The 25,775-nt window shown below is 28.3% G+C and carries 26 protein-coding genes, 1 pseudogene and 2 other annotated features; of the genes and pseudogenes, 1 reads left to right on the top strand and 26 read right to left on the bottom strand.

Annotation, left to right across the window (positions count from 1 at the left end):
* From VN21_RS03410 to dapF, 10 genes and pseudogenes are all read right to left on the bottom strand, one after another.
* Positions 1 to 210 (bottom strand): annotated as a pseudogene (locus tag VN21_RS03410) (DUF116 domain-containing protein); the annotation flags it as partial.
* A 4-nt stretch (positions 211 to 214) separates the two neighbouring features.
* Positions 215 to 1,147 carry a methionyl-tRNA formyltransferase gene (fmt, locus tag VN21_RS03405; protein WP_046822051.1) on the bottom strand — a complete coding sequence of 311 codons (933 nt, stop codon included), beginning with the start codon at positions 1,145 to 1,147 and terminating at the stop codon, positions 215 to 217.
* A gap of 15 nt (positions 1,148 to 1,162) precedes the next feature.
* A complete protein-coding gene (def, locus tag VN21_RS03400; protein WP_046822050.1) occupies positions 1,163 to 1,603 on the bottom strand; it encodes a peptide deformylase in 441 nt (146 codons plus the stop codon).
* 20 nt (positions 1,604 to 1,623) lie between these two features.
* On the bottom strand, positions 1,624 to 4,080 hold the full coding sequence (gene priA / locus VN21_RS03395) for a primosomal protein N' (RefSeq protein ID WP_046822049.1): 2,457 nt from the start codon (positions 4,078 to 4,080) through the stop codon (positions 1,624 to 1,626).
* 130 nt (positions 4,081 to 4,210) lie between these two features.
* Entirely contained in the window at positions 4,211 to 5,410 is a 1,200-nt protein-coding gene (gene coaBC / locus VN21_RS03390; protein WP_021433849.1) for a bifunctional phosphopantothenoylcysteine decarboxylase/phosphopantothenate--cysteine ligase CoaBC, read from the bottom strand.
* Positions 5,411 to 5,414: 4 nt separating this feature from the next.
* The gene (gene rpoZ / locus VN21_RS03385; RefSeq protein WP_021430086.1) at positions 5,415 to 5,684 is read right to left on the bottom strand and encodes a DNA-directed RNA polymerase subunit omega; all 270 of its coding nucleotides are present in this window, start codon (positions 5,682 to 5,684) and stop codon (positions 5,415 to 5,417) included.
* Positions 5,685 to 5,686: 2 nt separating this feature from the next.
* On the bottom strand, positions 5,687 to 6,301 hold the full coding sequence (gmk, locus tag VN21_RS03380) for a guanylate kinase (RefSeq protein ID WP_046822048.1): 615 nt from the start codon (positions 6,299 to 6,301) through the stop codon (positions 5,687 to 5,689).
* A gap of 14 nt (positions 6,302 to 6,315) precedes the next feature.
* Positions 6,316 to 6,576 (bottom strand): extracellular matrix/biofilm regulator RemA, encoded by a 261-nt coding sequence (remA, locus tag VN21_RS03375; protein WP_021430041.1) that lies wholly within the window; start codon positions 6,574 to 6,576, stop codon positions 6,316 to 6,318.
* Positions 6,577 to 6,587: 11 nt separating this feature from the next.
* On the bottom strand, positions 6,588 to 7,469 hold the full coding sequence (locus VN21_RS03370) for a YicC/YloC family endoribonuclease (protein WP_046822047.1): 882 nt from the start codon (positions 7,467 to 7,469) through the stop codon (positions 6,588 to 6,590).
* A gap of 3 nt (positions 7,470 to 7,472) precedes the next feature.
* Positions 7,473 to 8,303, bottom strand: coding sequence for a diaminopimelate epimerase (dapF, locus tag VN21_RS03365; RefSeq protein WP_046822046.1), 831 nt, complete (start codon positions 8,301 to 8,303; stop codon positions 7,473 to 7,475).
* Positions 8,304 to 8,483: 180 nt separating this feature from the next.
* Between dapF and VN21_RS03360 the strand changes: the two genes are divergently transcribed.
* Positions 8,484 to 10,253 (top strand): Rqc2 family fibronectin-binding protein, encoded by a 1,770-nt coding sequence (locus VN21_RS03360; protein WP_046822045.1) that lies wholly within the window; start codon positions 8,484 to 8,486, stop codon positions 10,251 to 10,253.
* A gap of 28 nt (positions 10,254 to 10,281) precedes the next feature.
* Here the strand turns inward: VN21_RS03360 and VN21_RS03355 are convergent, their stop codons facing one another.
* From VN21_RS03355 to VN21_RS17790, 16 genes are all read right to left on the bottom strand, one after another.
* Positions 10,282 to 11,529, bottom strand: coding sequence for a uracil-xanthine permease family protein (locus VN21_RS03355; RefSeq protein ID WP_046822044.1), 1,248 nt, complete (start codon positions 11,527 to 11,529; stop codon positions 10,282 to 10,284).
* Between the two features lie 101 nt (positions 11,530 to 11,630).
* Complete coding sequence (pyrR, locus tag VN21_RS03350) at positions 11,631 to 12,164, bottom strand: bifunctional pyr operon transcriptional regulator/uracil phosphoribosyltransferase PyrR (protein ID WP_046822043.1); 534 nt, start codon at positions 12,162 to 12,164, stop codon at positions 11,631 to 11,633.
* 257 nt (positions 12,165 to 12,421) lie between these two features.
* Positions 12,422 to 13,333, bottom strand: a complete 912-nt coding sequence (locus tag VN21_RS03345) for an RluA family pseudouridine synthase (RefSeq protein WP_046822042.1) — start codon at positions 13,331 to 13,333, stop codon at positions 12,422 to 12,424.
* An 8-nt stretch (positions 13,334 to 13,341) separates the two neighbouring features.
* On the bottom strand, positions 13,342 to 13,785 hold the full coding sequence (gene lspA, locus VN21_RS03340) for a signal peptidase II (protein WP_152650763.1): 444 nt from the start codon (positions 13,783 to 13,785) through the stop codon (positions 13,342 to 13,344).
* 111 nt (positions 13,786 to 13,896) lie between these two features.
* On the bottom strand, positions 13,897 to 14,631 hold the full coding sequence (locus tag VN21_RS03335; protein WP_084821926.1) for a polysaccharide deacetylase family protein: 735 nt from the start codon (positions 14,629 to 14,631) through the stop codon (positions 13,897 to 13,899).
* A gap of 15 nt (positions 14,632 to 14,646) precedes the next feature.
* Positions 14,647 to 15,138 carry a TraR/DksA family transcriptional regulator gene (locus tag VN21_RS03330; RefSeq protein ID WP_052951970.1) on the bottom strand — a complete coding sequence of 164 codons (492 nt, stop codon included), beginning with the start codon at positions 15,136 to 15,138 and terminating at the stop codon, positions 14,647 to 14,649.
* A gap of 9 nt (positions 15,139 to 15,147) precedes the next feature.
* Positions 15,148 to 15,549: a DUF5665 domain-containing protein gene (locus tag VN21_RS03325; RefSeq protein WP_046822041.1), complete on the bottom strand. Its 402-nt coding sequence runs from the start codon at positions 15,547 to 15,549 to the stop codon at positions 15,148 to 15,150.
* Positions 15,550 to 15,705: 156 nt separating this feature from the next.
* A complete protein-coding gene (gene trpS / locus VN21_RS03320) occupies positions 15,706 to 16,710 on the bottom strand; it encodes a tryptophan--tRNA ligase (protein ID WP_046822040.1) in 1,005 nt (334 codons plus the stop codon).
* A 12-nt stretch (positions 16,711 to 16,722) separates the two neighbouring features.
* On the bottom strand, positions 16,723 to 17,421 hold the full coding sequence (locus VN21_RS03315) for a 5'-methylthioadenosine/adenosylhomocysteine nucleosidase (RefSeq protein ID WP_046822039.1): 699 nt from the start codon (positions 17,419 to 17,421) through the stop codon (positions 16,723 to 16,725).
* A gap of 65 nt (positions 17,422 to 17,486) precedes the next feature.
* Positions 17,487 to 17,717 (bottom strand) — a binding site (T-box leader).
* Between the two features lie 403 nt (positions 17,718 to 18,120).
* A complete protein-coding gene (gene ileS / locus VN21_RS03310) occupies positions 18,121 to 21,228 on the bottom strand; it encodes an isoleucine--tRNA ligase (RefSeq protein WP_046822038.1) in 3,108 nt (1,035 codons plus the stop codon).
* A 191-nt stretch (positions 21,229 to 21,419) separates the two neighbouring features.
* Positions 21,420 to 21,651 (bottom strand) — a binding site (T-box leader).
* Positions 21,652 to 21,712: 61 nt separating this feature from the next.
* Complete coding sequence (locus VN21_RS03305) at positions 21,713 to 22,222, bottom strand: DivIVA domain-containing protein (protein ID WP_021430014.1); 510 nt, start codon at positions 22,220 to 22,222, stop codon at positions 21,713 to 21,715.
* A gap of 12 nt (positions 22,223 to 22,234) precedes the next feature.
* Positions 22,235 to 23,020, bottom strand: coding sequence for a YlmH family RNA-binding protein (locus VN21_RS03300; RefSeq protein ID WP_046822037.1), 786 nt, complete (start codon positions 23,018 to 23,020; stop codon positions 22,235 to 22,237).
* Positions 23,021 to 23,042: 22 nt separating this feature from the next.
* Complete coding sequence (locus tag VN21_RS03295) at positions 23,043 to 23,294, bottom strand: YggT family protein (RefSeq protein ID WP_021429989.1); 252 nt, start codon at positions 23,292 to 23,294, stop codon at positions 23,043 to 23,045.
* 26 nt (positions 23,295 to 23,320) lie between these two features.
* Positions 23,321 to 23,791, bottom strand: coding sequence for a cell division protein SepF (locus VN21_RS03290; protein ID WP_046822036.1), 471 nt, complete (start codon positions 23,789 to 23,791; stop codon positions 23,321 to 23,323).
* Positions 23,792 to 23,819: 28 nt separating this feature from the next.
* Positions 23,820 to 24,524, bottom strand: coding sequence for a YggS family pyridoxal phosphate-dependent enzyme (locus tag VN21_RS03285; protein ID WP_046822035.1), 705 nt, complete (start codon positions 24,522 to 24,524; stop codon positions 23,820 to 23,822).
* Between the two features lie 4 nt (positions 24,525 to 24,528).
* Positions 24,529 to 25,752, bottom strand: coding sequence for an HlyD family efflux transporter periplasmic adaptor subunit (locus tag VN21_RS17790; RefSeq protein WP_052951969.1), 1,224 nt, complete (start codon positions 25,750 to 25,752; stop codon positions 24,529 to 24,531).
* Between the last annotated feature and the right edge of the window lie 23 nt (positions 25,753 to 25,775).

The following is a 25,775-nucleotide window of genomic DNA, read 5'->3' as shown; positions in this document are numbered from 1 at the left end:
TATATATTTATTTACTTTTTTATCATTTATAACCATATAGGTAACTAAAGTTGAAAATATAGTAATAATTAATAATAATATTATTACCCCATTTACTAATAAAGAAAATATATTTTCAAGACTATTCATAAAAATATTTAATCCCACCAATAAAACTAGTAATATTCCTATTAAAAACACCGTAGTTGTCATGTATTTTTTGAAATTCATAATTTTAACTTCCTAATATAATATCTGTGTTTATATTGTTTCCTTTTATATATTCAGGCACTTCCATTCTTTTCTTTCCAGATATTTGAATCTCTTTAATTTGAACTATTCCTTCACTTGTAGACACATTTATTCCTTCTTTGTCTACACTAATTATAGTCCCAGGTTGTTTATCACTGTTTTTATTAATAACTTTAGTTTTCCATACTTTCATAGTTTGCCCTTCATAAGTTGTATAAGCACTAGGCCATGGATTTATTCCTCTTACAAGGTTATGTATTTCTATAGCCGATTTATTCCAGTCTATATTTCCTAGTGACTTATTCATTATAGGCGAATAACAAGTGTCTTCATTACTTTGCTTTTCTCTAGGAGCCTCACCTTTTTTTATTAAATCTATAGTTTCTTTTAAAAGTTTAGCTCCATCTATCATCATTTTGTCATGAAGCTCCCCTGCAGTTATTTCATCGTCTAAAGCTATTTCACTTTTTAATATCATATCTCCAGTATCAAGACCTTCATCCATATACATTGTAGTTACACCTGTTTTTTCTTCTCCATTTATTATAACCCAATTTAAAGGAGCTGCTCCCCTGTATCTTGGTAGTAAAGAAGCATGTACATTAACACATCCATATTTAGGTATATCTAAAATACTCTTTGGAAGTATTTGTCCAAAAGCTACAACCACTATAAGTTCTGGGTTCATTTCTTTTAATGTGTCAACAAATGATTCTTCCCTAGCTTTTAAAGGTTGATATACTGGTATGTCATATTTTAGAGCTAATTCCTTTACTGGCGGCATAGCTAATTTTTTACCTCTACCCTTAGGTTTATCTGGTTGAGTAACTACTCCAATAACTTCGTGACCTTCATCTATTATTTTCTGTAAGCATGGAACTGCAAATTCTGGAGTTCCCATAAATACTATTTTCATATTTTTCAACTCCTACTACTTCTCAATTTTATCTACAAATAATATACCATCTAAATGATCTATTTCATGGCAAAATGCTCTTGCTAAAAGTTCTTCACCTTCGATTTCAAATATTTCACCTTTTCTATTCATAGCTCTAACTTTTGCATAATATGGTCTTGTTACAGGCCCACATTCATTTACAACACTTAAACATCCTTCATCATCAGTTTGAGTTCCAGAAGTTTCTATTATTTCTGGATTTATTAGTTCTATAATCCCATCACCTATATCTATTACAGCTATTCTTTTTAATATTCCAACTTGAGGAGCTGCAAGTCCTACTCCATCTGCCTCATACATAGTGTCTGCCATATCATCTAATAATTGAATTATCTTATCATCAATTTTTTCAACATGTTTACATTTCTTTCTTAATACAGGTTCTCCTATTTGAACTATTTGTCTTAACGCCATTTTATATTCCTCCTAAAATTTTATAATACACTATAAGGATTTATATCGATTGATATATTTATGTCCTTATCAAAAACTACATCGCGCTTAGTTATACATATATATTTTATTATACCCTTTAATAGATTAATTTCAATATCATCATCTTTAAATAGTATTTGCCATCTAAAATTTTGATTTATCTTGCTTATCGAGCAAGGATTTGGACCTAATATGAACTCTAAATTGCTTATACCTCGTTCTCTTAGTAGATATACTAATGAACTATACATTTTTCTAGCATTTTTCTCTACCTTAGCATTATCTTTTCCACTAATTACAACACTAATCATATTATTAAAAGGAGAATATTCAAATGCTTTTCTTATTTTAATTTCATCTTCATAAAATCCTTTAAAATCATATTTTATAGCATGTCTAATTGCATAATGGTCAGTATCGTATGTTTGTAATATAACTTTACCTTCTTTTTCAGATCGCCCTGCTCTTCCTGCTACTTGAGTTATTAACTGGAATGTCGTTTCTGAACTTCTAAAGTCAGGGAATTTCAAAATCATATCTGCAGATAAAATTCCCACCAAAGTAACATTTTCAAAATCCAAACCTTTACTAAGCATTTGAGTTCCTATTAACACATCTGCTTTCTTATTTTTAAAATCATTCAGTATATTTTCGAATTCACCTTTCCTAGATGTTGTATCCTTATCTAACCTTAATATATTTATATTAGGAAAAATTAATTTTATTTCTTCTTCTATTTTTTGAGTTCCTATTCCAAATGGTTTTATATATTTACTTTTACACTCTGGACATTCTTTTGGAATTTCTTTTTCATATCCACAATAATGACATTTTCCAGTATTATTTTTTTTATGATATGTAAGAGATATATCACAATTTTCACAAGTAAATACATAGCCACATTTTCTACAAGAAACAAAGTTCGAAAATCCTCTTCTGTTTAAAAATAATATAACTTGATTTCCACAATTTAAAGCGCTTTGTATTTCAACTTTTAACTTATTACTAAATATACTTTTATTACCTACCATCAGCTCTTCTTTCATATCTACAACTTCGATTTTAGGCATAGGCTTTTTATTTGCTCTTTGATTTATTTCTAGTAATTTATATTCTCCATTTAATGCATTGAAATATTCTTCAACAGATGGAGTCGCTGACCCTAAAACTAAAGAAACATCTCTTTTGTTAGCTATATATTTAGCAACATCTATAGAGTTAAACTTTGGATTCTTCTCAGACTTATACGCACCTTCATGGAATTCATCTATAATTATAACTCCAAGGCTTGTAAATGGAGCAAATAAAGCCGATCTAGCCCCAATAAGTATCCTTATTTTCCCCTCTTTTATCTGTTTATACACATCATGTTTTTCACCTTCTGATAACTGACTATGAAAAACTCCAACTATGTCTCCAAATTTATTTTTAAATCTTGATATAGTCTGTGGTGTTAGTGAAATTTCTGGGACTAAAACAATACTATCTAACCCTTGGCTTAAGGAATACTCTATGATCTCCATATATACTTCTGTCTTTCCACTTCCAGTTACTCCGTGTATCATATATGGTTTTTTATTTTCTTCAAACATTTCGCTTTTTATAATATTTACCGTATTTAATTGTTCTTCATTTAAATTTATTTTTTTATCCTCTACAGAATATATCTCTTTAGGTTTTCTATATAAATCTATTTCTTCAATACATACAAGACCTTTTTCTTCTAATTTTAATATACTTTGTCTACATGAGGGGAATACATCATTCATTTTACTTAATTCAATAGGTTTCTTTTCTTGTACAAACTTAATAAGTTCTTTTTGTTTACTTCCTAGTCTTATCTTATTCTCTTTTATATACCTATCAATATCATTTATATTTTTAGAAATTGATATAATATAATCTTTTTTCTCATTTTTATGGTTTTTGTATTCCCATTTTACATCTATAATATTTTTTTTCTGTAGTTTATATATTAAGTTATTTAAATTGGGTACTTTCTTTATTTTTTCAAGTTTTATACATCCATGATTTTCTTTAATTATTTTTATTAAATTCATTTCACTATCACTTAAATTATCTAGATCATCATTTATAAGATTTAAAACTTTATAATTATTTAACTTATAGCCTTTTGGATACAATAAGTTTATGCAATCTATATAAGTACATAAGTATTTATTTCTCATCCATCCAATTAAACTTATATCATCTTTTGAAAAAATCGGCTCTTCATCTAATATATCTACTACTTTTTTAGTCTTTATATCTTCATCTAATTCGCTCACAATATCAAATACAAATGCTTCTACTGGCTTATTATAAATTCCAAAAGGAACTAATACTCTATGCCCAATTTTTATATTTTCATTTAAAAATTCAGGGATTTCATATGTAAATAAATTGTCAGTGTATATAGAGTTATTTCTCACTATCACTTTTGCAAATCGCTTCATAATTTAACCTCTATTTCAAATTTATATCGTTATTATCATTTACAGTAAGTTCATTCTTTATAAGTCCATATATTGTGTCTATTTCATTTGCCTATAAATGAAAATTAAGCATCTATATAAATATAGATGCTTATTTGTTTAATAGAGTTTTTATTTTGTCTAAGATAACATCTGCTACCTCTTCTTTTTTCATTTTAGGATGTTCTTGTACAACACCCTCTCTATCTATAATCTTAACTATATTGGTATCAACACCAAATCCAGCACCATCTTGAGTTAAGTCATTTGCTACGATAAAATCTAAATTTTTCTTTTGAATTTTATTTTTAGCATTTTCTAATAAATCATTAGTTTCTGCTGCAAATCCAACTAAAATTTTATTATTTTTTATTTTTCCTAATTCTAAAGCAATATCTTTAGTTCTATCTAATCTTATACTTAAATCATCATCAGATTTTTTTATTTTATTATCTGAATATTCCTTAGGTCTATAATCTGCAACTGCAGCACTCTTTATAATAACTTGATTTTCATCCATATTTTCTAAAACAGCATTATACATATCTTCAGCTGATTCTATTTGAATAAATTTCTTTAAATTCTGAGGTGGAACTATATTTGTAGGCCCAGATACTAAAGTTACATCCGCTCCTCTTTCTATTGCCTTTTTAGCTATAGAGTATCCCATTTTTCCAGTTGATCTATTCGTTATGTATCTTACTGGATCAATACTTTCAACTGTAGGTCCAGCAGTTATTATCATGCTAGTTCCTTCTAAGTCTTTCTTAATTTCTAAAAGTTCAATTATACTATTGAAAATAGTATCAACAGATGCAAGTTTTCCTGATCCTATATCTCCACAAGCTAATCTTCCGCTTTCTGGTTCTACAAACTTATAATCTAAATCTTTTAAAGTTTGTATATTTCTTTGTACAACAGGATTTTCATACATGTTAGTATTCATAGCTGGAGCTATAAGAACTTTTGCTTTTGTAGCCATAATAGTCGTAGTCAACATATCATCTGCAATGCCATTAGCTACTTTTCCTATAACATTTGCAGTAGCTGGAGCTAATACAAATACATCTGCTTTCTTAGCTAATGATATATGTTCTACATCCCAAGTTTTTGGAGATTCAAACATATCTTCAACTACATAATTTTGACTTAATGTCTGAAATGTAAGTGGAGCTACAAATTCTGTTGCTGATTTAGTCATTATTACATGTACATTTACACCTGTTTTTTTCAACTTGCTAACTAAGTCACAAGCCTTATAAACAGCTATTCCTCCACATACGCCTATAACAACAGTCTTATCTTTTAACATTATATTACTCCTCTATTATATTTTGAGTTTGAGCTAATAAGTGCTTAGCTTCTTCTATTTCTATTTCTTCCTCAGTTAATTTTCTAAATGATATTTTTCTATCTGCAACTTCTTGAGTAGCTAAAGTAACAGGCTTTATTTCTTGATGCTTAGTAGTAGGAACGTATGGAGTAGCTCCATCTATTAATTCTCTAGATCTTTTAGCTACAGTTACTACTAAGTAGTATCTATTATCTATTTGGTTTAATACCTCGTTTATTGATGGTTTTATCATTCTTATAATTCCTCCTTGAATTTCTTTATTATATTATCTTTGTATCTATAAACTTTATTTTTTTCAGCTGATATTATATGTTCTAATTCTTGAGCTGAATTTTTCACATCTTTATTTACTATAAAGTAATCATAATTTTCTATTTGACATATTTCATCCATTGCACAACTAAATCTTTTATTTATTTGCTCTTGAGTTTCTGTTCCTCTTCCAACTATTCTGTTTTTAAGTTCGTCAAGAGATGGAGGAAGTATAAATATGAATACCCCTTCTGGATAAACTTCTTTTATTTGTCTAGCTCCTTGCATTTCTATTTCTAAAACAACGTCATGTCCATTTTCTAGATTTTCTAAAATTGCAGCTTTAGGTGTACCATAAAAATTATCATATATTTGAGCATGCTCTAACAGTTCATTATTAACTATCATTGATTTAAACTTATCTTTAGTTACAAAGAAATAGTTAACTCCATCTACTTCGCCTTCTCTTGGATTTCTTGTAGTAGCTGAAACTGATAATTTTACATCCTCATTATTATTTAAAAATTCTTTACATATAGTTCCTTTTCCTGCTCCTGACGGTCCAGAAACAACTAGCAATAAACCTTTCCTCTTCATCTATATCTTCCTTTCTAATTCTCTATATTATCATCTTTGTCTGTGAATCTATGTGCTACAGTTTCTGGTTGTACCGATGATAATATTATATACTGACTATCAGTTATTATAACTGCTCTAGTCTTTCTACCATAAGTAGCATCAATTAATCTTCCATTTTCTTTACTCTCTTGTATTAATCTTCTTATAGGAGCTGATTCTGGACTTACTATAGCAACTACCTTGTTAGCCATAACTACATTCCCATATCCTATATTTATAAGGTTCGTACTCATAAACGCATCTCCTATTCTATGTTTTGTATCTGTTCTCTTATTTTCTCTAGTTCGCTTTTTACTTCAACAACTAAATTAGTTATATTTAAATCAGATGATTTTGATCCTATAGTATTAGTTTCTCTGTTCATCTCTTGTATTAAAAAGTCTATTTTTCTTCCTATAGACTCATCTTTATGTATAGCTTTTTTAAGTTGTATTATATGACTTTTAAATCTTACTATTTCTTCTGTTATACTGCATTTATCTGCATATATAGCAACTTCTTGAGCCAATCTATTTTCATCTACAAGACTTGGTTTTTCTAAAATTTCAGCTATTCTTCCGTTTAATTTTTCTTTATATTCATTAACAACATTATATGAGTAGTTTTCTATTTGTTCAATATAATCTTTTAACAAATCACATCTCATATCTATATCATTAGCAAGTTTTAAGCCTTCTTCAACCCTCATATCTTTTAACTTAACTAAACAGTCATTTAATGCATCCCTTAGCATTAACCATAATAAATCTTCATCTTCTTCTTTTTCTTCACTTTTTATTATATCAGGGAATTTTGCTATATTCATAACTGTTATATCATCTTGTAAGTTAAATGTGTCTTTTATATTATTTAATATATTTACATACTCAGATGCTAACTTCTCATCAAATTTTAAGTTTACATCTTCACTACCTACTAAGTCAAGTTTTATATATAAATCGACTCTACCTCTTTTTATATAATCTTTGACTACATTTCTTATTTTATCCTCTAGAAAAGATATTTTTCTAGGAAGACGTGTGTTTATATCTACGTACTTATGGTTTATAGTTCTACATTCTACTGTAAAATGATAGTTATCATTTTTGTATTCGCCTCTTCCAAAACCTGTCATACTAATAGCCATATGCTATACCTCCAAAGTTCCTTCACATATTTTTACTGCATTTCCTATCATATATACATCATCAAGAAGCTCTATTCTTACGCTTCCACCTTCTGATTTTACGTTAACTATTTTATTAACTTTATCTAAATAGTTAGATAAAATTACAGAAGCAGTCATACCTGTCCCACATCCTAGAGTATATCCGCATCCTCTTTCCCATGTGTATACATGTATGTTATCTTTATCATCAACTTTAACAAAATTAACATTAGTTTTATTTGGGAAAATTTCATTTTCTTCTATAAGTTTTCCATATTTATATATGTCTTCTTTTATAAGTTCATCTACGAATACAATAGTATGTGGTACTCCCATTAGAATTGAACTTACTTCTACTTCTTTATTATTTATTAACAGTTTTTCTTTTATAAAGACTTCCTTGTTTGTATTTACTGGAATGTTTTTTGGATTGAAATTTGGTTTTCCCATATTTACTCTTATGGTATAATTGTTTTCACTTTCTATATTTAAAGATATTTTTTTTATTCCGTCAAGTGTATATACACTAAATTCTGTATCTTTTACTATATTGTTGTCATACACAAACTTACAAAAACATCTTAATCCATTTCCACACATATTAGCTCTTGATCCATCAGAATTATAATATACCATTTCTACATCAGATATATCAGAGGTTTTAACTACTAGTAGTCCATCAGCTCCAACGCCAAATCTTCTATGACAAACTTTTTCAGCTAAATCTGAGTAGTCGTTAGAATCTTTATTATCAAACCTACCATCAATTGCTATAAAATCATTTCCGACTCCATGTAATTTCCAGAAGTTCATTTATATCCCCCCTATAAAATTGAATTCTTAGCTTATTATACAATATTTTGTTCATAAAAGGAAATTATATTGAGTGTAAACTCTATATTATTTTAGACTATATTCTCAATATTATATTCACATTATTATTTATATGTGTAATAATTTACTTACTTAATAAATTTTGAAAGGAATGATATTATGGCATTCGATGGTTTAGTTGTTCATTCAATTTGTGACGAACTATCTTCTAAGTTAGTTGGAGGAAAAATAGATAAGATATATCAACCAGAAAACGATGAAATAGTTTTACATATACGAAACAATAAAGAGAATTTTAAGCTAGTACTTAGTGCAAGCTCATCTAATCCTAGAATTTACCTTTCTAGTTCATATAAAAAGGAAAATCCTATAAATGCTCCTATGTTTTGTATGTTACTTAGAAAGTATATCCAAAGCGGAAATATAGTTAGCGTTTCTCAAATTGGATTTGAGAGAATTGTAAAAATCACTGTTGAATCTTTAGATGAATTAAAATCAAAAACTACTAAAGATTTAATAATAGAAATAATGGGTAGACATAGTAATATAATTTTGACTCATGAAGAAGATAAAATAGTCGATTCAATAAAAAGAATACCTCCTAGTATTAGTAGGGTTAGACAACTTCTTCCAGGTATAACATACACACTACCTCCTGCTCAAGATAAGTTAGATCCACTTGAATTAATTTCTATAGATCAGTTTAAAGAATTACTTCAAGATTTTAATGGTCCTATATTAAAATCTATATATTCTAAGTTTTTAGGTATAAGTCCGACTGTGTCTAAGGAAATATGCTTTAGATCAAATTTAGATATCTCTATGCTGCCTTCAGATTTAAATGATGAAAGCTTTAATAGGCTTCACGAAGAGTTTATAAGTGTTATGCAGAGCGTCAAAGGCGCAAATTATAACCCATGCTTAGCTTTAGATCCTTCTATTGATAAGCTTTTAGATTTTAGTTGTATAAATCTTTCTCTATTTAATGACTTAAAAATTGTTCATAATGAAAGTATTTCATCAATAATAGAAAGCTTCTATTCAAATAAAGATGCTAAGGAAAGAATAAATCAGCGTGCATCAGACTTTAAGAAAAGCATATCTATAAAACTAGATAGACTTTATAATAAATTAAAGAAACAAGAATTAGAACTTAAAGAATCTGATAACGCTATAATCTACAAAGTTAAGGGCGAGCTTATAACTTCATATATTTATATGGTTGAAAAGGGAATGAAGTCTGTAGAGGTTCAAAATTTCTATGATGAAAACTGTTCTACAGTAAAAATCGATTTAAACCCAAACTTAACTCCATCTGAAAACGCTCAAAAATACTTTAAAAAGTATACTAAATTAAAACATGCAAAGAAAGAGATAAGTGCTCAAGTTGAACTTAGCTTAGAAGAAATTAATTATCTTGAAAATATAATGCTTAGTGTAGATAACTGTGATAACCTAGCTGAACTTAACGATATAAAAGAAGAGCTTCAAAAACTTGGATATATGCGTGGCAAGGTTAAATCAAAAAAAGAGAAAAATACTTTAACTACTAAACCGAATGAATTTTTATCTTCTGACGGATTTACAATCTTGGTAGGTAAAAACAATAAGCAAAATGATTTTCTTACTCTTAGAGTCGCTAATAATGATGATTTATGGATGCATACTAAAAACATCCCAGGTTCTCACGTAATAATAAAATCAGAGGGTAAGGAAATACCTGAATCAACTATTTTTGAAGGAGCAATGCTAGCTGCATTTTTCAGTAAATCTAAAATGTCAGCTCAAGTTCCAGTTGATTATACTTTAAAGAAAAATGTAAAAAAACCAAATGGTTCTAAACCAGGAATGGTTATATATGAAACAAATAGTACTATTTATGTAACTCCATCTGAAGAGTTAGTAGTTAAATTAAAAAAACAGGGTTAAACCCTGTTTTTTTAATTTATATTTATAATTATATAAGCTGAGAGTTAAGAACTTGTGATTCTTTCTCAGTATCCTTTTTAAAATCTTCTTTATTTAATACTCTATTTAGTATAATACCTACTATTGCAGCTAAACTTAATCCTGTAATTGTAACAGTTTTAGTTACAGGTATTCCTATAACAATTCCTTTATTACTTAAGTAAGTAGTTCCTAAGCCTATTACCATTATAGTAGCTATTATTATTATATTCTTTTTACTTTCTACACATTTGCTATCGTTTATTGTTTTTAACCCTACATATGAAATCATTGAGAATAACATTATACTTATTCCACCCATAACTTCTGTAGGTATACTTTGTAAAAACCCTCCAAACTTACTTACACATGCTAGTAATATTGCACATATAGCAGTTCTTCTTAATATTGATGGGTCATAATTTTTAGTTATAGCAAGTACCGCTGTATTTTCTCCATAAGTCGTATTTGCTGGTCCTCCTAAAAATCCTGCCATAATAGTAGCCAATGCATCTCCCATTAATGTTCTGTGAAGCCCTGGTTCTTCTATGAAATTCTTTCCTACTACAGTTCCATTAGTAGTCATATCTCCTATATGTTCCATGAATACCGCTAAAACCACAGGTGCAATTAAAACTATAGCTTGTAAACTAAATTTAGGTAGTGTAAATTGTGGTATTTGTAAAAGAGCCGTATTTGTACTCATAAATGAAACATCTACATTCCCTAGTATTAAAGATACAGTGTATCCTATAGCTACAGCTATTATTATATTTAATTGCTTTATAAATCCTTTACAAAATACATTTATTGCTATTGCTAATCCTAATGTCATAATTGCTATTAAAAAATTATTTGATGCCATATCAACCGCAGTTGGTAATAGATTAAGTCCTATAACTGCTATCATTGCTCCAACCACTTGAGCTGGGAAATATTTTTTAATCTTATCTACACCTACTTTTTTTATAACTGCTGCCATTATTAAATATATAATTCCGGCTATTATTATTCCACCTTGAGCATATGCTAAATCTCCATTGTGAGCTTCTTTAGCAGCTAATATAACTGGTATAAATGCAAAACTTGAACCTAAGAAAACTGGAACTACTCCTTTTGTGCATGCATGGAAAATTAATGTCCCTACTCCTGCAGAGAAAATAGCAACCGATGGATTAAATCCTGTTAATATTGGTACTAAAACTGTAGCTCCAAACATAGCTAATAAATGTTGTAATGATAACATTGTTTTTTTCATAAAAAAACCTCCCTATTTTTAAGTTTGGGAGAAATAATTCTCCCTTTTTCAGTATCTCTGTACTGAATTAAAAGGTGTTAACCTTATATAATTTTATGCTTTTACTCGTTTATAGTTACTGAATCTTGTTCATCAGTTTCATTTAACATAACTGAAATTACCTCATGTTTTGATGTTGGAACATTTTTACCTACATAATCTGCTCTTACAGGTAACTCTCTATGTCCTCTATCAACTAACACAGCTAATTGAATAGACTTAGGTCTTCCTATATCCATAATTGCATCTAAAGCTGCTCTTACTGTTCTTCCTGTGTATAAAACATCATCAACTAGTATTACAACCTTATCATTTATATCAAAGTTTATATTAGATCCATTTATAACCGGATCTGTATCTACTTTTTTTAAATCATCTCTATATAGAGTTATATCAATTTCACCAGTATCTACACATACATCTTCTATACTCTGTATTTTCTTTGCTATTCTATTTGCTATAGGTACTCCTCTTGTTTTTATTCCTACTAAAACAACATCTTCTACACCTTTATTTTTCTCTATAATTTCATGGCTTACTCTAGTTATAGCTCTTCCCATAGCTTTTTCATCCATTAATTGCGCCTTTTCTTTCATTAAAATCCTCCTTTGTAATAAGGTTAAGTTGTAAAAATTTACTTAGCTCATATAGTCAACGTCCGCTCGACAAGCTCACGTCCAGTTACTCAAAAAAGCTTCTTACCCTTAGGCAAGAAGCTATACTTATCAAATATAAAGAATCTTATATTTTCTATAAGTTCTCATTCTCTCGCCTTTTGATCTCTCTGGACCAATTAAAGGTAACATTCATTTTTTATAATTATATACTAATAAAGTCCTTTTAACAACCTCTTTTATTTCATTTTAGATATTAAGTCACTGAAATATTTTGGAAGCTCTGAATTAAACTCAACATATCCATTAGTTGTAGGATGTATAAAACCTAACTTTCTAGCATGTAAAGTTTGCCCTTTTAATCCAAACTTATTATTTTTAGGACCATATAGAGGGTCCCCCAATAAAGGATGATTTAAAGATAATGCATGAACTCTTATTTGATGTGTTCTTCCAGTCTCTAAGGTTGCCTTAACATGAGTAAAGTTTTCATATCTATTTATAACTTCAAAGTGGGTAATTGCATTTTTCCCATCTTTAACTATACCCATCTTCAATCTATCTTTAGGATTTCTTCCAATAGGTTTATCAACAGTTATTTTATCTTCTTTCATAACTCCATGACATATAAATTCATATTCTCTAGTTATTGAATGATCTTTTAGCTGTTCTGCTAGTGAATTATGCGCTTTATTATTTTTTGCAATCATTAAAAGACCAGATGTATCTTTATCTATCCTGTGTACTATCCCAGGTCTTATCACTCCGTTTATAGAAGATAAATTCTCTTTACAATGATATAAAATTGCATTTACTAACGTATTATCATAGTTTCCAGGCGCTGGGTGAACAACCATATCTTGAGGTTTATTAACTATCAATAAGTCCCCATCTTCATACACAATTTCAATTGGTATATCTTGTGGAGTCACTTCAAGAAGTTTTGGTGCTGGTATTTCAATAATTATATGATCATCTTCTTTTACCAAGTATTTTGCTTTTTCAATTTTATTATTAACCTTAACTTTTTTATCCTTTATAATCTTTTGTATATAACTCCTAGACATTTCACCTAACTGTCCAGATAAATACACATCTAACCTATCGCCTTCTTCTTCATCTATAACTAAAAATTGTCTTATTTCTTCCATAATTTCACCTACTTGTCATTTTCAAAAAATATTATGTATATGCATAATAATATAGTTCCTATAACTACAAATACATCTGCTACATTAAATACATAGTTCCAAACTATTCTAAAATCAAAATAATCTACTACAAATCCTAATTTTACTCTATCTATAAGATTCCCTATAGCTCCTGCTATTATAAGAATAATAGCACTTTTCCCAAGTAAATTTAGTTGTTTTTTGTATAAATAATATAACCCAAATATGCATGCAATCAAAGCAACCACTACAAAAACCATTTGGTTATTTTGAAACATTCCAAAAGCTGCCCCTCTATTTTCTACATATGTTAAATGGAATATGTCTTTAATTATAGGTATACTCCCTATATTAACTAAATACTTTACAGCTAAAAATTTAGATATTTGATCTAATCCTATTAATCCTAATATAATAAGTATATATATCAAAAAAATATCCTCCTCAATTGTTTTAATCTATATATATTATATATATTAACATATATATGGGCAATACATGTTAATATCAAAAAAAGATAGCATTTGCTATCTCTCTTTGATTTATTCTTTCATAAGTTCTGATATAGTTACAAATTCATAACCTTGTTTTTGCAACTCTGGAATTATACATTCTAAAGCTTTTATAGTCTGTGATTTATCGTTTCTTATGCTATTATAGTCATGCAATAAAACTATGCTACCATTTTTCGCATTTTTTTCTATTGTATTTATAATATTTCCAACTCCTGGATTACTCCAATCTCTTGCATCAAAATCAGACCACAACACAACTTTCATATCTTTTAATTTCATTAAGTTGAATAAATTCTCATTTATTGCTCTATATGGCGGCCTAAACCAAGTAGGTTCTTTGCCTGTAACTTTTTTTATAATTTCTTGAGTTTGTATAATTTCACTATTAAGCTTTTCTTGTGAATTGTTACATACGTTTATATGTGTAAATGTATGATTTCCAATTTCATGCCCTTCATCATATGCCCTTTTTACAATTTCAGGATTCCATCCCACTTTTTGACCTACTACAAAGAATGTAGCTTTTGCATTATTTTTTTTTAGTATATCTAGTATTTGTGGTGTAAAATCTTCATCTGGCCCATCATCAAAAGTTAGAGCAATAACTTTTTTCTGGTCACTACCTCTTTTAATTATTATATCTTCATATTTTTTTGATATATTATTTTTATTATTAAAAGCTTCAGTATCCTTTAATGTAGGCATATTAAATATACCTAATGTTAAAACTAAAAAAAATATAGGTATAATTAACTTCTTCATATTACCGCCTCTTTTCTAGTATTCATCTCTCATATCTCTATTAATATCAACTAAATCTTTTACTTCTCGTGTAAATAGATTAGGGCCACTAAAATTATCTTTTATACTAACACTCTCTATATTGTTTACTGGTCTTTCTTCTTTTTTAGCGCAATCTACACATAGCCTAGTTTCTGGAATAAAATCTAATCGATCTTCCTCTATACTTTTTTTGCAACTTTCACAAATTCCATAAGATCCATTTTTTATTTTGTATAAAGCATTATCGATTTCTTTTAATTTAAATTTTTCATGATTAGTTAGACTATTTTGCATCTCTTGCATATATACTTCACTTCCTATATCCGCAAGATGATTATCATAGCTTGAAAGTTCACCTGATGTATACTTCTCACTTGTATGTTCAGTCGTATTTCCAAATACAGTGTTATCTTCCATTTCTGATACTAACGTTATTATATTATTTTTTTCTTCTAGTAACAGCTTTTCATATTTTTTGTTATTCATAATAATCCTCTACCTTCCTCTAAAATTATCTACCATATCTAAAAATCCAGCTATATATTCTCCTATAATAGGTAAGTTAACCCATTTAGATACAACATATAAAACTAAACCTGTAAGAAAACTAAATCCAATAGCTTGCCCAAAACCTTTCCCAATTCCTGCTATAAAGTTAATTGCAAACATTCGTCTTCTACTATCTGTTAAAATCATATAATCCATAATTCTGCTTCTTTCAAACATATATAGCAGACTGTCGATTCTATTATTTGCAATTTCAAGTGCTTTTAATAATGCGTTAGATTCATCATTCCCATGGATTCTTTTATCAATATCTTTCATACTCAATGCTTTAACTTCTTCTATATATAGTTCTTTTTCATTTTTTCTATTTCCTAATCTATATCGCTTCAAAACTTAACACGTCCTCTTCACATAGAAAAACTTTTTACAATTTTATTATTCCAACTTTTATATTTTAAATACAAGAATTTGCTTTACTAATATTACTTAATTAATGTTTTATTGCACAAAAAAAAGCCCTATTAAATAAGGCTTTCAATTTTAATTTTATAAAAATTTCTTTTCTATCAATCCAACTTTTTTATAAACTTTTCTTAGGGTTTTTCTAGCTTGATATTCTGCTTTTTGAGCACCTTTAGCATATATATCTTCTAAGTAATCCTTGTTTGACAGTAAATATTCATATTGGTCTTTTATAGGTTTTAAAGTTTCTACTATTACTTCAGCAACGTCATTTTTAAAATCTCCATATCCTTTACCTTCATACATAGCAACTACATCTTCTATAGATTTATTGTCTAGTTTTGAGTATATATCTAAAAGATTTTTTATACCTGGTTGCTCATCACTATATCTAACTACTCCAACAGAATCTGTTACACTTCTTTTTATTTTTCTTCTTATTGCATCAGCATCATCAACTAATAATATATATCCATTTTCATTTTCATCTGATTTACTCATTTTTTTAGTTGGTTCTTGTAAGCTCATTACTCTAGCTCCAGCTTTCGGTATATATGGTTCTGGAACTTTAAATGTAGGGCTATATCTATTATTGAATCTATTTGCTAAATCTCTAGCTAACTCTAAGTGTTGTTTTTGGTCTTCTCCAACCGGTACTAAATCTGTTTGATACAGTAATATATCTGCAGCCATTAAAACTGGATAAGTAAATAATCCTGCATTTAAATTAGCTTCGCTTTTTTGAGATTTATCTTTAAACTGAGTCATTCTGCTTAACTCACCCATATATGTCATTGTATTTAAAATCCACATTAACTCAGTATGACAACTAACATGTGATTGTATGAATATAGTATTTTTTTCTGGATCTAAACCACTTGCCATGTATTGAGCTAATAACTGCATTGTATTTGCTCTTAAATTTTTAGCTTCTTGTGGAACTGTTATTGCATGTAAATCTACTACACTATAATAGCAGTTATAATCTTCTTGTAATTCTTTCCAATTTTTTATAGCTCCAAGATAATTTCCTAATGTCAATTTACCTGATGGTTGAGCCCCACTAAATATTATTTTCTTTTCACTCATATTTAATGCCTCCTATAAATTTTTTAACATTCTAAGTACTATATCTTTTGAATTGTGAGCTGCTTGACCTACAAACTCTTCATATGTTACATCTGCACTTCCATCTGCTTTATCTGACATAGCTCTTATAACCACAAATGGAGTATGATTAACATAGCATACATGTGCTATAGCAGCTCCTTCCATTTCTCCACAGTATCCGTTAAATTCTTTTACTAATTCGTCTTTTAATTCCTTGTTACTTATAAATATATCTCCACTTAAAACTCTACCTTTTAAAACTTTATGCGTTTTAACTTCTGCTTTTGATGATTCATACGCCGCATTTATTAATTTTTCATCTGCGTTAAATATTGAGTTATCCATTCTAGGTATCATACCTTTTTTATCACCAAATACAGTAGTGTCAAAGTCATGTTGTATCGCATCTGTAGATATAACTATATCATATACATCTAGTTCTTCATTTAATGCTCCTGCTACACCTGTATTAACAACTGCATCTACATTAAATTCACTTATTAATATTTGTGCACATAATGCAGCATTTACCTTACCTATTCCACATCTAACTAAAACAATATCTTTATTTTCTAATTTTCCTACATAAAATTTTAAACTAGCTTTTTCTATAGTTTCTTCTATGTCCATTATATCTCTTAATATATCTACTTCCTCATCCATTGCGCCTATTATTCCTATTTTGTTCATTTCTAAATTCCTCCTATATGTTATTAATTTTTATTTTTTGTATAATTAAAAAATCCGTCCTAAATAAATAGGACGGATATATTTTCCGCGGTACCACCTAAATTATATACATGTTTATATGCATATCACTTAATAATTTCTGCTATAACGTGCAGTCACGATATCAGCTACTCTTTAAATTTCACTTAATTCCTCAAAGGTCCATTCATTAAATTTATTTATATTGAGTTCTCAGCTACCTCAATTCTCTGTATTAAATAAGAAATTTAATTACTAATCCTCTTCACTGGATTTTTATATTATATTTTTATATTTATTTTATATAATATGTTTTAATCTCAAAAAAGTCAACCATTTAAATCATATATTTTTTCTCCCACCTAATTCCCACAAAAAAATAAGCTATCTAATAAATAGATAGCAAGGATAAATAGTGTAGTTTTAGCGACATTTAAAATCATCTTTTAAGCTTTTTGGAGCAAAACTATACTATTTATCCGAAGCTTTATACTATTTATAGAAAGCTTATTTTCATTTTAAAATGGTAAATATATAAGTTTTAGCGACTTTTAAAGCTTCTTTTCAGCTTTGGAAGCAAAACTTTTCTTTTTTATTCTTAATTGGGTATATTATAAGTTTTAGCGACTTTTAAAGCTTCTTTTCAGCTTTAGGAGCAAAACTTATAATATACCCTAATCCTTATTTTCTTGTAACTTTTATACCTGTCATGTGGTCATTTAAGTTATGTTTTTCTATAGTTTCATCATCAACTCTATTTATGTTTAAAGCTAAAGTTTCTGATTTTATATATTCAGAGTATTCATTTATAGCACTTGCTATTTCATCATCTGAACAATAATCAATATCTATATTATCTAAAACATCAAAGTCATTAGATTTTCTTAATTGTTGAACTTTAGATATAAATTCTCTAGCATATCCTTCGTTTATTAAAGTCTCATTTAAAGTTGTATCTAATATTACAAATAGGTTATTTTCCATAGTAACATTAAATCCTTCTTTAGCTGATATATTTATTAACACATGATCTTTATTAAACTTAAATTCTTCTCCATCTATATCTACACTTATAGACTCACCAGATTCTAACTTAGGTACAACTTCACTTGCATCAAGTTTATTTAATGCTCCAGCAAAGAATTTCATCTTAGCTCCAAGCACAGGTCCTAAAACTTTGAAGTTTGGTTTTAATGTAAAGTTCATATATTCGCCTAAATCTTTGGCAAATATAACTTCTTTAACATTAAGTTCTTCTTTTATTAAGTCAACAACATCACTTATAGTACCTTCATATTTTCCATCTACTAATACTTTTTGTATAGGTTGACGAACTTTTATTCTAGTAGCTTCTCTTGATGCTCTTCCTAATGTAACTAAGTTTTTAACTAAGTCCATTTTTTCTTCTAGATTATTATCTATTAAATCTAAATTAGCTTTTGGATAAGTAGCTAAGTGAACTGAAGTTTCATTAGTTAAGTTTCTATATATTTCTTCTGCTATAAATGGTGTAAATGGAGCTATTAACTTACAAAGTTCTGTTAATATCTCATAAGTTGTATTATAAACTGATTTTTTATCTTCTGTTAATTCAGTTGCCCAGAATCTTCTTCTTGAACGTCTTATATACCAGTTAGATAAATCTTCATTTATAAATTCTTGAACCATTCTAACAGTTTTATTTAATTCAAATATATCTAAGTTTTCTTCTACTTCTTTCTTTAAGTTGTTAAATTTAGATAATATCCATCTGTCTAATTCTGGTCTATCTTTATATTCAACGAAGAACTCTGATGGATTTATATTGTCTGTATTTGCATATAATGTGAAGAAGTTATATACATTTTTCATAGTTCCTAAGAATTTACTTTGAACCTCTTTTAATCCATCTACATCAAATCTTGTTGGAGTCCATGGTGGAGATACATATAATAAATACCATCTTAATGCATCTGCTCCATATTGATCAAATAATTCAAAAGGATTTACTGTGTTTCCTCTTGATTTACTCATTTTCTTACCTTCTTTATCAAGTACTAAGTCATTAACTAAAACTCTCTTATATGGAGCTTTACCTGTAACAAAAGTAGATATAGCAAGTAATGAATAGAACCATCCTCTAGTTTGATCTATACCTTCACATATAAAATCTGCTGGGAATAATTCATCAAAGTTTTCTTTATTTTCAAATGGGTAGTGATGTTGTGCAAATGGCATAGAACCACTGTCAAACCAACAGTCTATAACTTCTGTTACTCTAGTCATAGTACCTCCACACTTATCACACTTAAAGTGTATATCATCTACATATGGTCTGTGTAATTCTATAGTTTTTGGATCTATATCTTCTATAGCTTTATTAGCAAGCTCTTCTCTTGACCCTACAGACTCTTTATGACCACACTCACACTTCCATACGTTTAATGGAGTTCCCCAATATCTACTTCTAGATATTGCCCAGTCATTTAAGTTTTCTAACCAGTTCCCAAATCTTCCCTCTCCTACGAAACCTGGATACCATTCAACAGTTTTGTTATTTGCTATTAATTGGTCTTTTAACTTAGTCATTTCTATATACCAGCTTGGTTTTGCATAGTATAAAAGTGGAGTTTGGCATCTCCAGCAGTGAGGATAGTTATGAGCTACCTTTTCTTTGCTGAATAATTTATTTTCTCCGTGTAACCATTTTATAATTTCAACGTCTACACCATCTTCCATTACAAATTTGCCTTCCCATGGAGTAGTTGTAAACTTACCTGCTTCTGAAACTGGTTGTAACACTGGTAAATCGTATTTTCTTCCTAAGTTGTAGTCATCTTCACCAAATGCTGGTGCTGTATGAACTATTCCTGTACCATCTTCTGTTGTTACATAGTCACCTAAAGTAACAAAGAATGCTTTTTTATCTGCTTCAACAAATGGCATTAATTGTTCATATTCAACGTACTCTAAATCTTTACCTTTTAATTCTTCTATAACTTCATAATCTTCTCCTAAAACTTTACTAGCTAAAGCTTTAGCAACATAGTATATTTCGTCATTTTGCTTAACTTTTATATAGTCTATTTCAGCCCCTACTGTTAAAGCAACGTTTGATGGTAATGTCCAAGGAGTTGTTGTCCATGCTAAGAAATATTCATCAGCATCTTTTCTCTTGAACTTAGCTATTACTGTATTATTTTTTATTTCTTTATACCCTTGTGCAACCTCATGTGATGCAAGACCTGTTCCACATCTTGGACAGTATGGAAGTATTTTATGACCTTCATATACATATCCTTCTTTGTTGAACTTATCTAATATCCACCATACAGACTCGATATAATTATTATCTAAAGTTATATATGGATTATCTAAGTCTATTTCATAAGCCATTCTTTCAGTCATGTCTCTCCATTGTTTTTCAAATGTGAAAACAGACTCTCTACACTTTTTATTGAATTTGTCTAATCCATAAGCTTCTATTTGTTGCTTATCAGATAAACCTAATTCTTTTTCTACTTGTATTTCTACTGGTAATCCGTGTGTATCCCATCCAGCTTTTCTTTTTACTTGATATCCATTCATAGTTTTATATCTACAAACAGAGTCTTTTAAAGTTCTAGCTATAACATGGTGTATTCCTGGGTTTCCATTTGCAGTTGGAGGCCCTTCATAGAATACAAAACTAGGATCATCTTTTCCTTTTTCTAAAGTTTTTTCTAACATATTTATGTCATTCCAATAATCAGATACTTTAGCTTCAGCTTCTTTTACAGAAGAATCTACTAACGACTTAAATTTAGCCATTAAAATCCACCTTCCTTTAATTTTATTTTTTACACAAAATTCGCTTTGCTCATGTCGCCAACGACTTCGTACGTTGCTCAAAAAATTTTTTATGCTCAAAACATAGTGTATTAATATAACTAAGTTTTATAGTATATCCACAATTCTTAGTAAGTGTAATTTACTTTTAAGCATAAAAAAACCCGTCCCTGGAAAGGGACGAGTTATTACTCGCGTTACCACCCTAATTTTACAAATGTATATACTACCCTACATTTGTAACACTCTTTCAATATAACGGTATTTAACCGGCTCAGCTTAATAGATTAATCGTTCAGCCTGCAGCTTAGGAGTGATTTTCATTTTTATAAATTTATTGGTTCTCAGCTTCTCCAACTCTCTGTGAAATTATCTAAAAACTACTCTCTCCATCATAGCATTTATTATAATATTAGTTTATATGTATGAAATTTTATAATAAATTGTTCAAATAGTCAATATATTTTTACTCTAAAGCATCCGATAATTCTTTTTGAAGCTCAGCTATTCTTTGAACGCCATTTTCATCTATGTCCGAGAAAATATCATCAACACTTCTAATTTCGTCTTCTAATAACGATTTAAATTTATTTCTAAATATCTTGAACTCTTTAACTATAGAATCATATTCTTTTCTAATTTCAATAACTCTATTGTTAGCTTGTCCTATTATTTGTCTTGATCTAAGCTCAGCCTCTTCAACTATTATCTTAGCTTTTTTATTTGCAGCACTACATGTATCCTCAGCTGCAGTTTGAGCTGTTATAAGTGTTGCCTTTAATGTTTCTTCTATGTTCTCAAACTTACTTACTTGTTCTTGGTACATTCTTATTTTATCTTTTAATTCCAGATTTTCTCTATATACGTTTTCGAAGTCTTCTTTTACTAGATCTAAAAATTCATCTACTTCATCTTCTCTGTATCCACGTATACCTTTTTTAAATTCTTTATTTTCAATATCCACTGGAGTTAGCATGTATTCCCCTCCCTATATTATTAATTTTGCTTTTAATTTTATTTTTCCTTTTTTACTTATATCTCCTATATCGGCTATTACAGCTCTACCTTTACCTCTTACTGATATAAGAGCATCCCGTTCTATAGTTTTTGATGTAGACATTATTTTTTCATAATCAACAAAAACTTTTTCTGCATTTATAAGCTTCAAACTTTCTTGTCTAGAAATATTGTATATCCCACTTATCAAGCAATCCAATCTTTGTGATGATACAGTTAATGATATTTCTTTGTATTTAGGTTTGGAATATGCTATATCATCTTCGGGAATTTCCTTTACCTTAACACTATTTCTAGCAACTTTTTCTAAATTCATAATAATAAAATCTGAGATATCTTTACTTACAATAACCTGACAAAAGTTATCATGTATATTTATATCCCCTATTTTTTCTCTTTTTATACCTAATCCCAGTAAAGAACCTAAATAATCTTTATGCTTTATCTCTTTAAATTTAAAATTGCCCTCTATTTGTAATACTTTTATAGGTGATTGTACTTCTTCATATTCCATATAATACGGAAATATAGAAATAACTTTTCTTTCAGCTTCTTCAAAGCCTCCATCAACCCTATATTTTATATCGTCGAAACTATTTAATATTGATATAGAATTTTTTACTTCATAAGGATTTAGAAAATCAGTATATTTAATATCATAGCTTTTTATACAAGAATATGCTTTATCTATAACCTTAAACATCTTATTTTTCAAATCTATATCTTTAATATGATTTGTTAATGATACCTTGTCCATAATTTAACCTACTTCTAAAATTTTAAAATATATTTATTATTAACATTCTTAAAAATTGAAGAACAAATAGCGCAATTATTGGTGAAAAATCTATTGGACCTTCTATGTATCTAAACATAAAATTTCTTATAGGTCCTTCTATAGGCTCTGTTAACATACCTATAATATCATAGATTTTTGATTGTGTGGCTCCTGGAATCCATGACATTAATGCTCTTATTACTATCGCAAATTGAACAATGTCTGTTAATACTAATAAAGAGTATTCTATCATTTCAAATCTTACTCCTTTTTATTTATTTATTTATTTTGCCATGGGAAAAAAGCTTTACTTTCTAACTCTTTCTTCATGTTAGCATCTATATCTACATTATTAGGTGCTAATATAAATATTGCCTTAGATACTTTTTGTATACTTCCATCTAAAACATATACAGCCCCATTCATAAAGTCAAATATAGATTTACGAGTAACTGCATCATCTAAGTTTTCTAGATTAACTATTACAGCTCTTCTTTGTTTTAATTGATCAGCTATAGATGTAACCTCTTCATATTTCTTTGGTTCTACTATTACAACTTTCATTTGTCCTGCTGTATGTATATTTACTATTTTATTGCTTTTAGATTGAGCTATAGATCCTACCCCATTACTTAAATCTTCTGATATCTCTACTTCTTCCTCAATCTCTTCTATTTCTTCATCCATGAACTCGTCTTCTACTTCATCTGTCATCCAATCTTTTATCTTACCTATGAAACCATTTCCCATTATTAACATCCTCCATTATATATATTCATTATTTTTTGTTATAATTTCTTTGTCCAAATATAGAAGTTCCAACTCTAACAAATGTTGCTCCTTCTTCAATAGCTATCTCAAAGTCGTTACTCATCCCCATAGACAGAGCTTCCATAGACACACTATTTATATTTTCATTGTCTATTTTGTTAGCTAAGTCTTTTAATCCCTTAAATACAGATTTTATTAAATTTTTATCATCTGTATTTGGAGCCATTGTCATAAGCCCCTTAACTTTTATATTCGGATAATTATTTGATATATTTTTTATAAAATCAATAGCATCTTCTTCAAGTATGCCATGCTTACTTTCTTCCTTAGATATATTGACTTGTATTAAACAGTTTATTTGTTTATCTATGCTTTGAGCTCGTTTTTGAATCTCATCACATAATGATAATCTATCTATAGAATGTATCATATATACTTTATCAATTATATATTTCACTTTATTAGTTTGCAAACTTCCAATAAGGTGCCATTTTACTCTATCACCTATTACTTCATATTTTCTTGCTAATTCTTGTGGCTTATTTTCGCCTACGTCAGTTACTCCACATTCTATAGCTTCATTAACAGCATCTATATCTACAGTCTTTGTTACAGCTATTAATTTAACTTCATCATTACTTCTATCGGAAGTTTTACAAGAATCATTAATTCTTTTTTCTATATTAATTAAATTAGATTTTATAGAGTTCATTTTATCACCTGCTTTTACTAATTTTTTTACCTCTTGGGTTTAATATTACTTCATCATAAATACTAATACTTTTTATTCCATTTATATGGTTTTTGTAATAGTCAATAACTATATATTCTTCACTCTCATAAAAAGTTCCTTGTAATTCTACAAATTTCTCTTCTCCTGTTTCAGAAATTACATAGACACCTTTTTTCCCATCTACTTCTATAAATGTATCTTTAGGAACCTTTAAGCCTTCTGTTGACTTATATATTATATCAAATTCTTTTACTCTTGTATCGTAAATTTCCACATTTTGTTCGCTTATAGCCAATATAACAATGTAGTCATTTCCATCCTTATATATATCATATACATTTGTATTTATTTTTTCAACGTCACTAGATAGAATTATTTTTTGTCCTACATTTAATTTTTTTACTTCTTTTTCATTACAGCTTATAGCTACATATTGCTTTAGATTATTTACTACTCTTGCAACAGGTTCACCTTTTTTTACTTCTCCATCTTTCTTTATATCTACATATTCTTCTTTTGCACTTTCTATATCTTCTTTTTTTACTTCTCCAATATTTTCTAAATTGAATTTTTTCTCATTGTTATCAAATTTATATGAGATAATACCTGAGTTTTTAGCTTTAAATAATTGTGAGTTATCTTCAATTAAATTTGAAACTTTTTCTGCTTCATTTTCTTTATCTTGCAATGTCTTACTATTTAAATCACTTCCTATTATTTCATTTTTATCTTTTAGAAGTTTAGATATTTTATTTAAATCACTATCTATATTTATATCTCCACCTAATAAATTTTTTTGTAAATTTAAACTTAGTTTTTTTATACCCTCATTTATGTTTTTTATATCCGATTTTACTATCTTTGTATTTCCTGATTCTATATCTGATATATCTTGTTTTAAATCTTTTAGCGTACTGACCGTTTTTTCGTCTACATTACCATTGTAGATGTATGCTACTTCATCACCTTTTTTTATTTTATTACCTTCTTTAATGCAATATTTTACTTTTCCATCCATACTACTTTCCAATAAGTATTCATCTCTAATTACTAGTCCCGTTTTCTTAAAACTTTCTCGAACAACTTGATTTTCTAAGACCAAAGTATCTACATTTTTTTTAATTATACCACTAAGTAAATTTGATAATACATATATACATATAAATATCAAAATTAACTTAGTATAATTAAATTTTAATTTTTTCAATATATATCCCCCTTAACTTCCTA

The organism is Paraclostridium benzoelyticum (assembly GCF_001006285.1).
Classification (GTDB): domain Bacteria; phylum Bacillota; class Clostridia; order Peptostreptococcales; family Peptostreptococcaceae; genus Paraclostridium; species Paraclostridium benzoelyticum.
The sequence above is the reverse complement of the archived record's forward strand: the minus strand, read 5'-3'. Positions and strand labels throughout refer to the sequence as shown.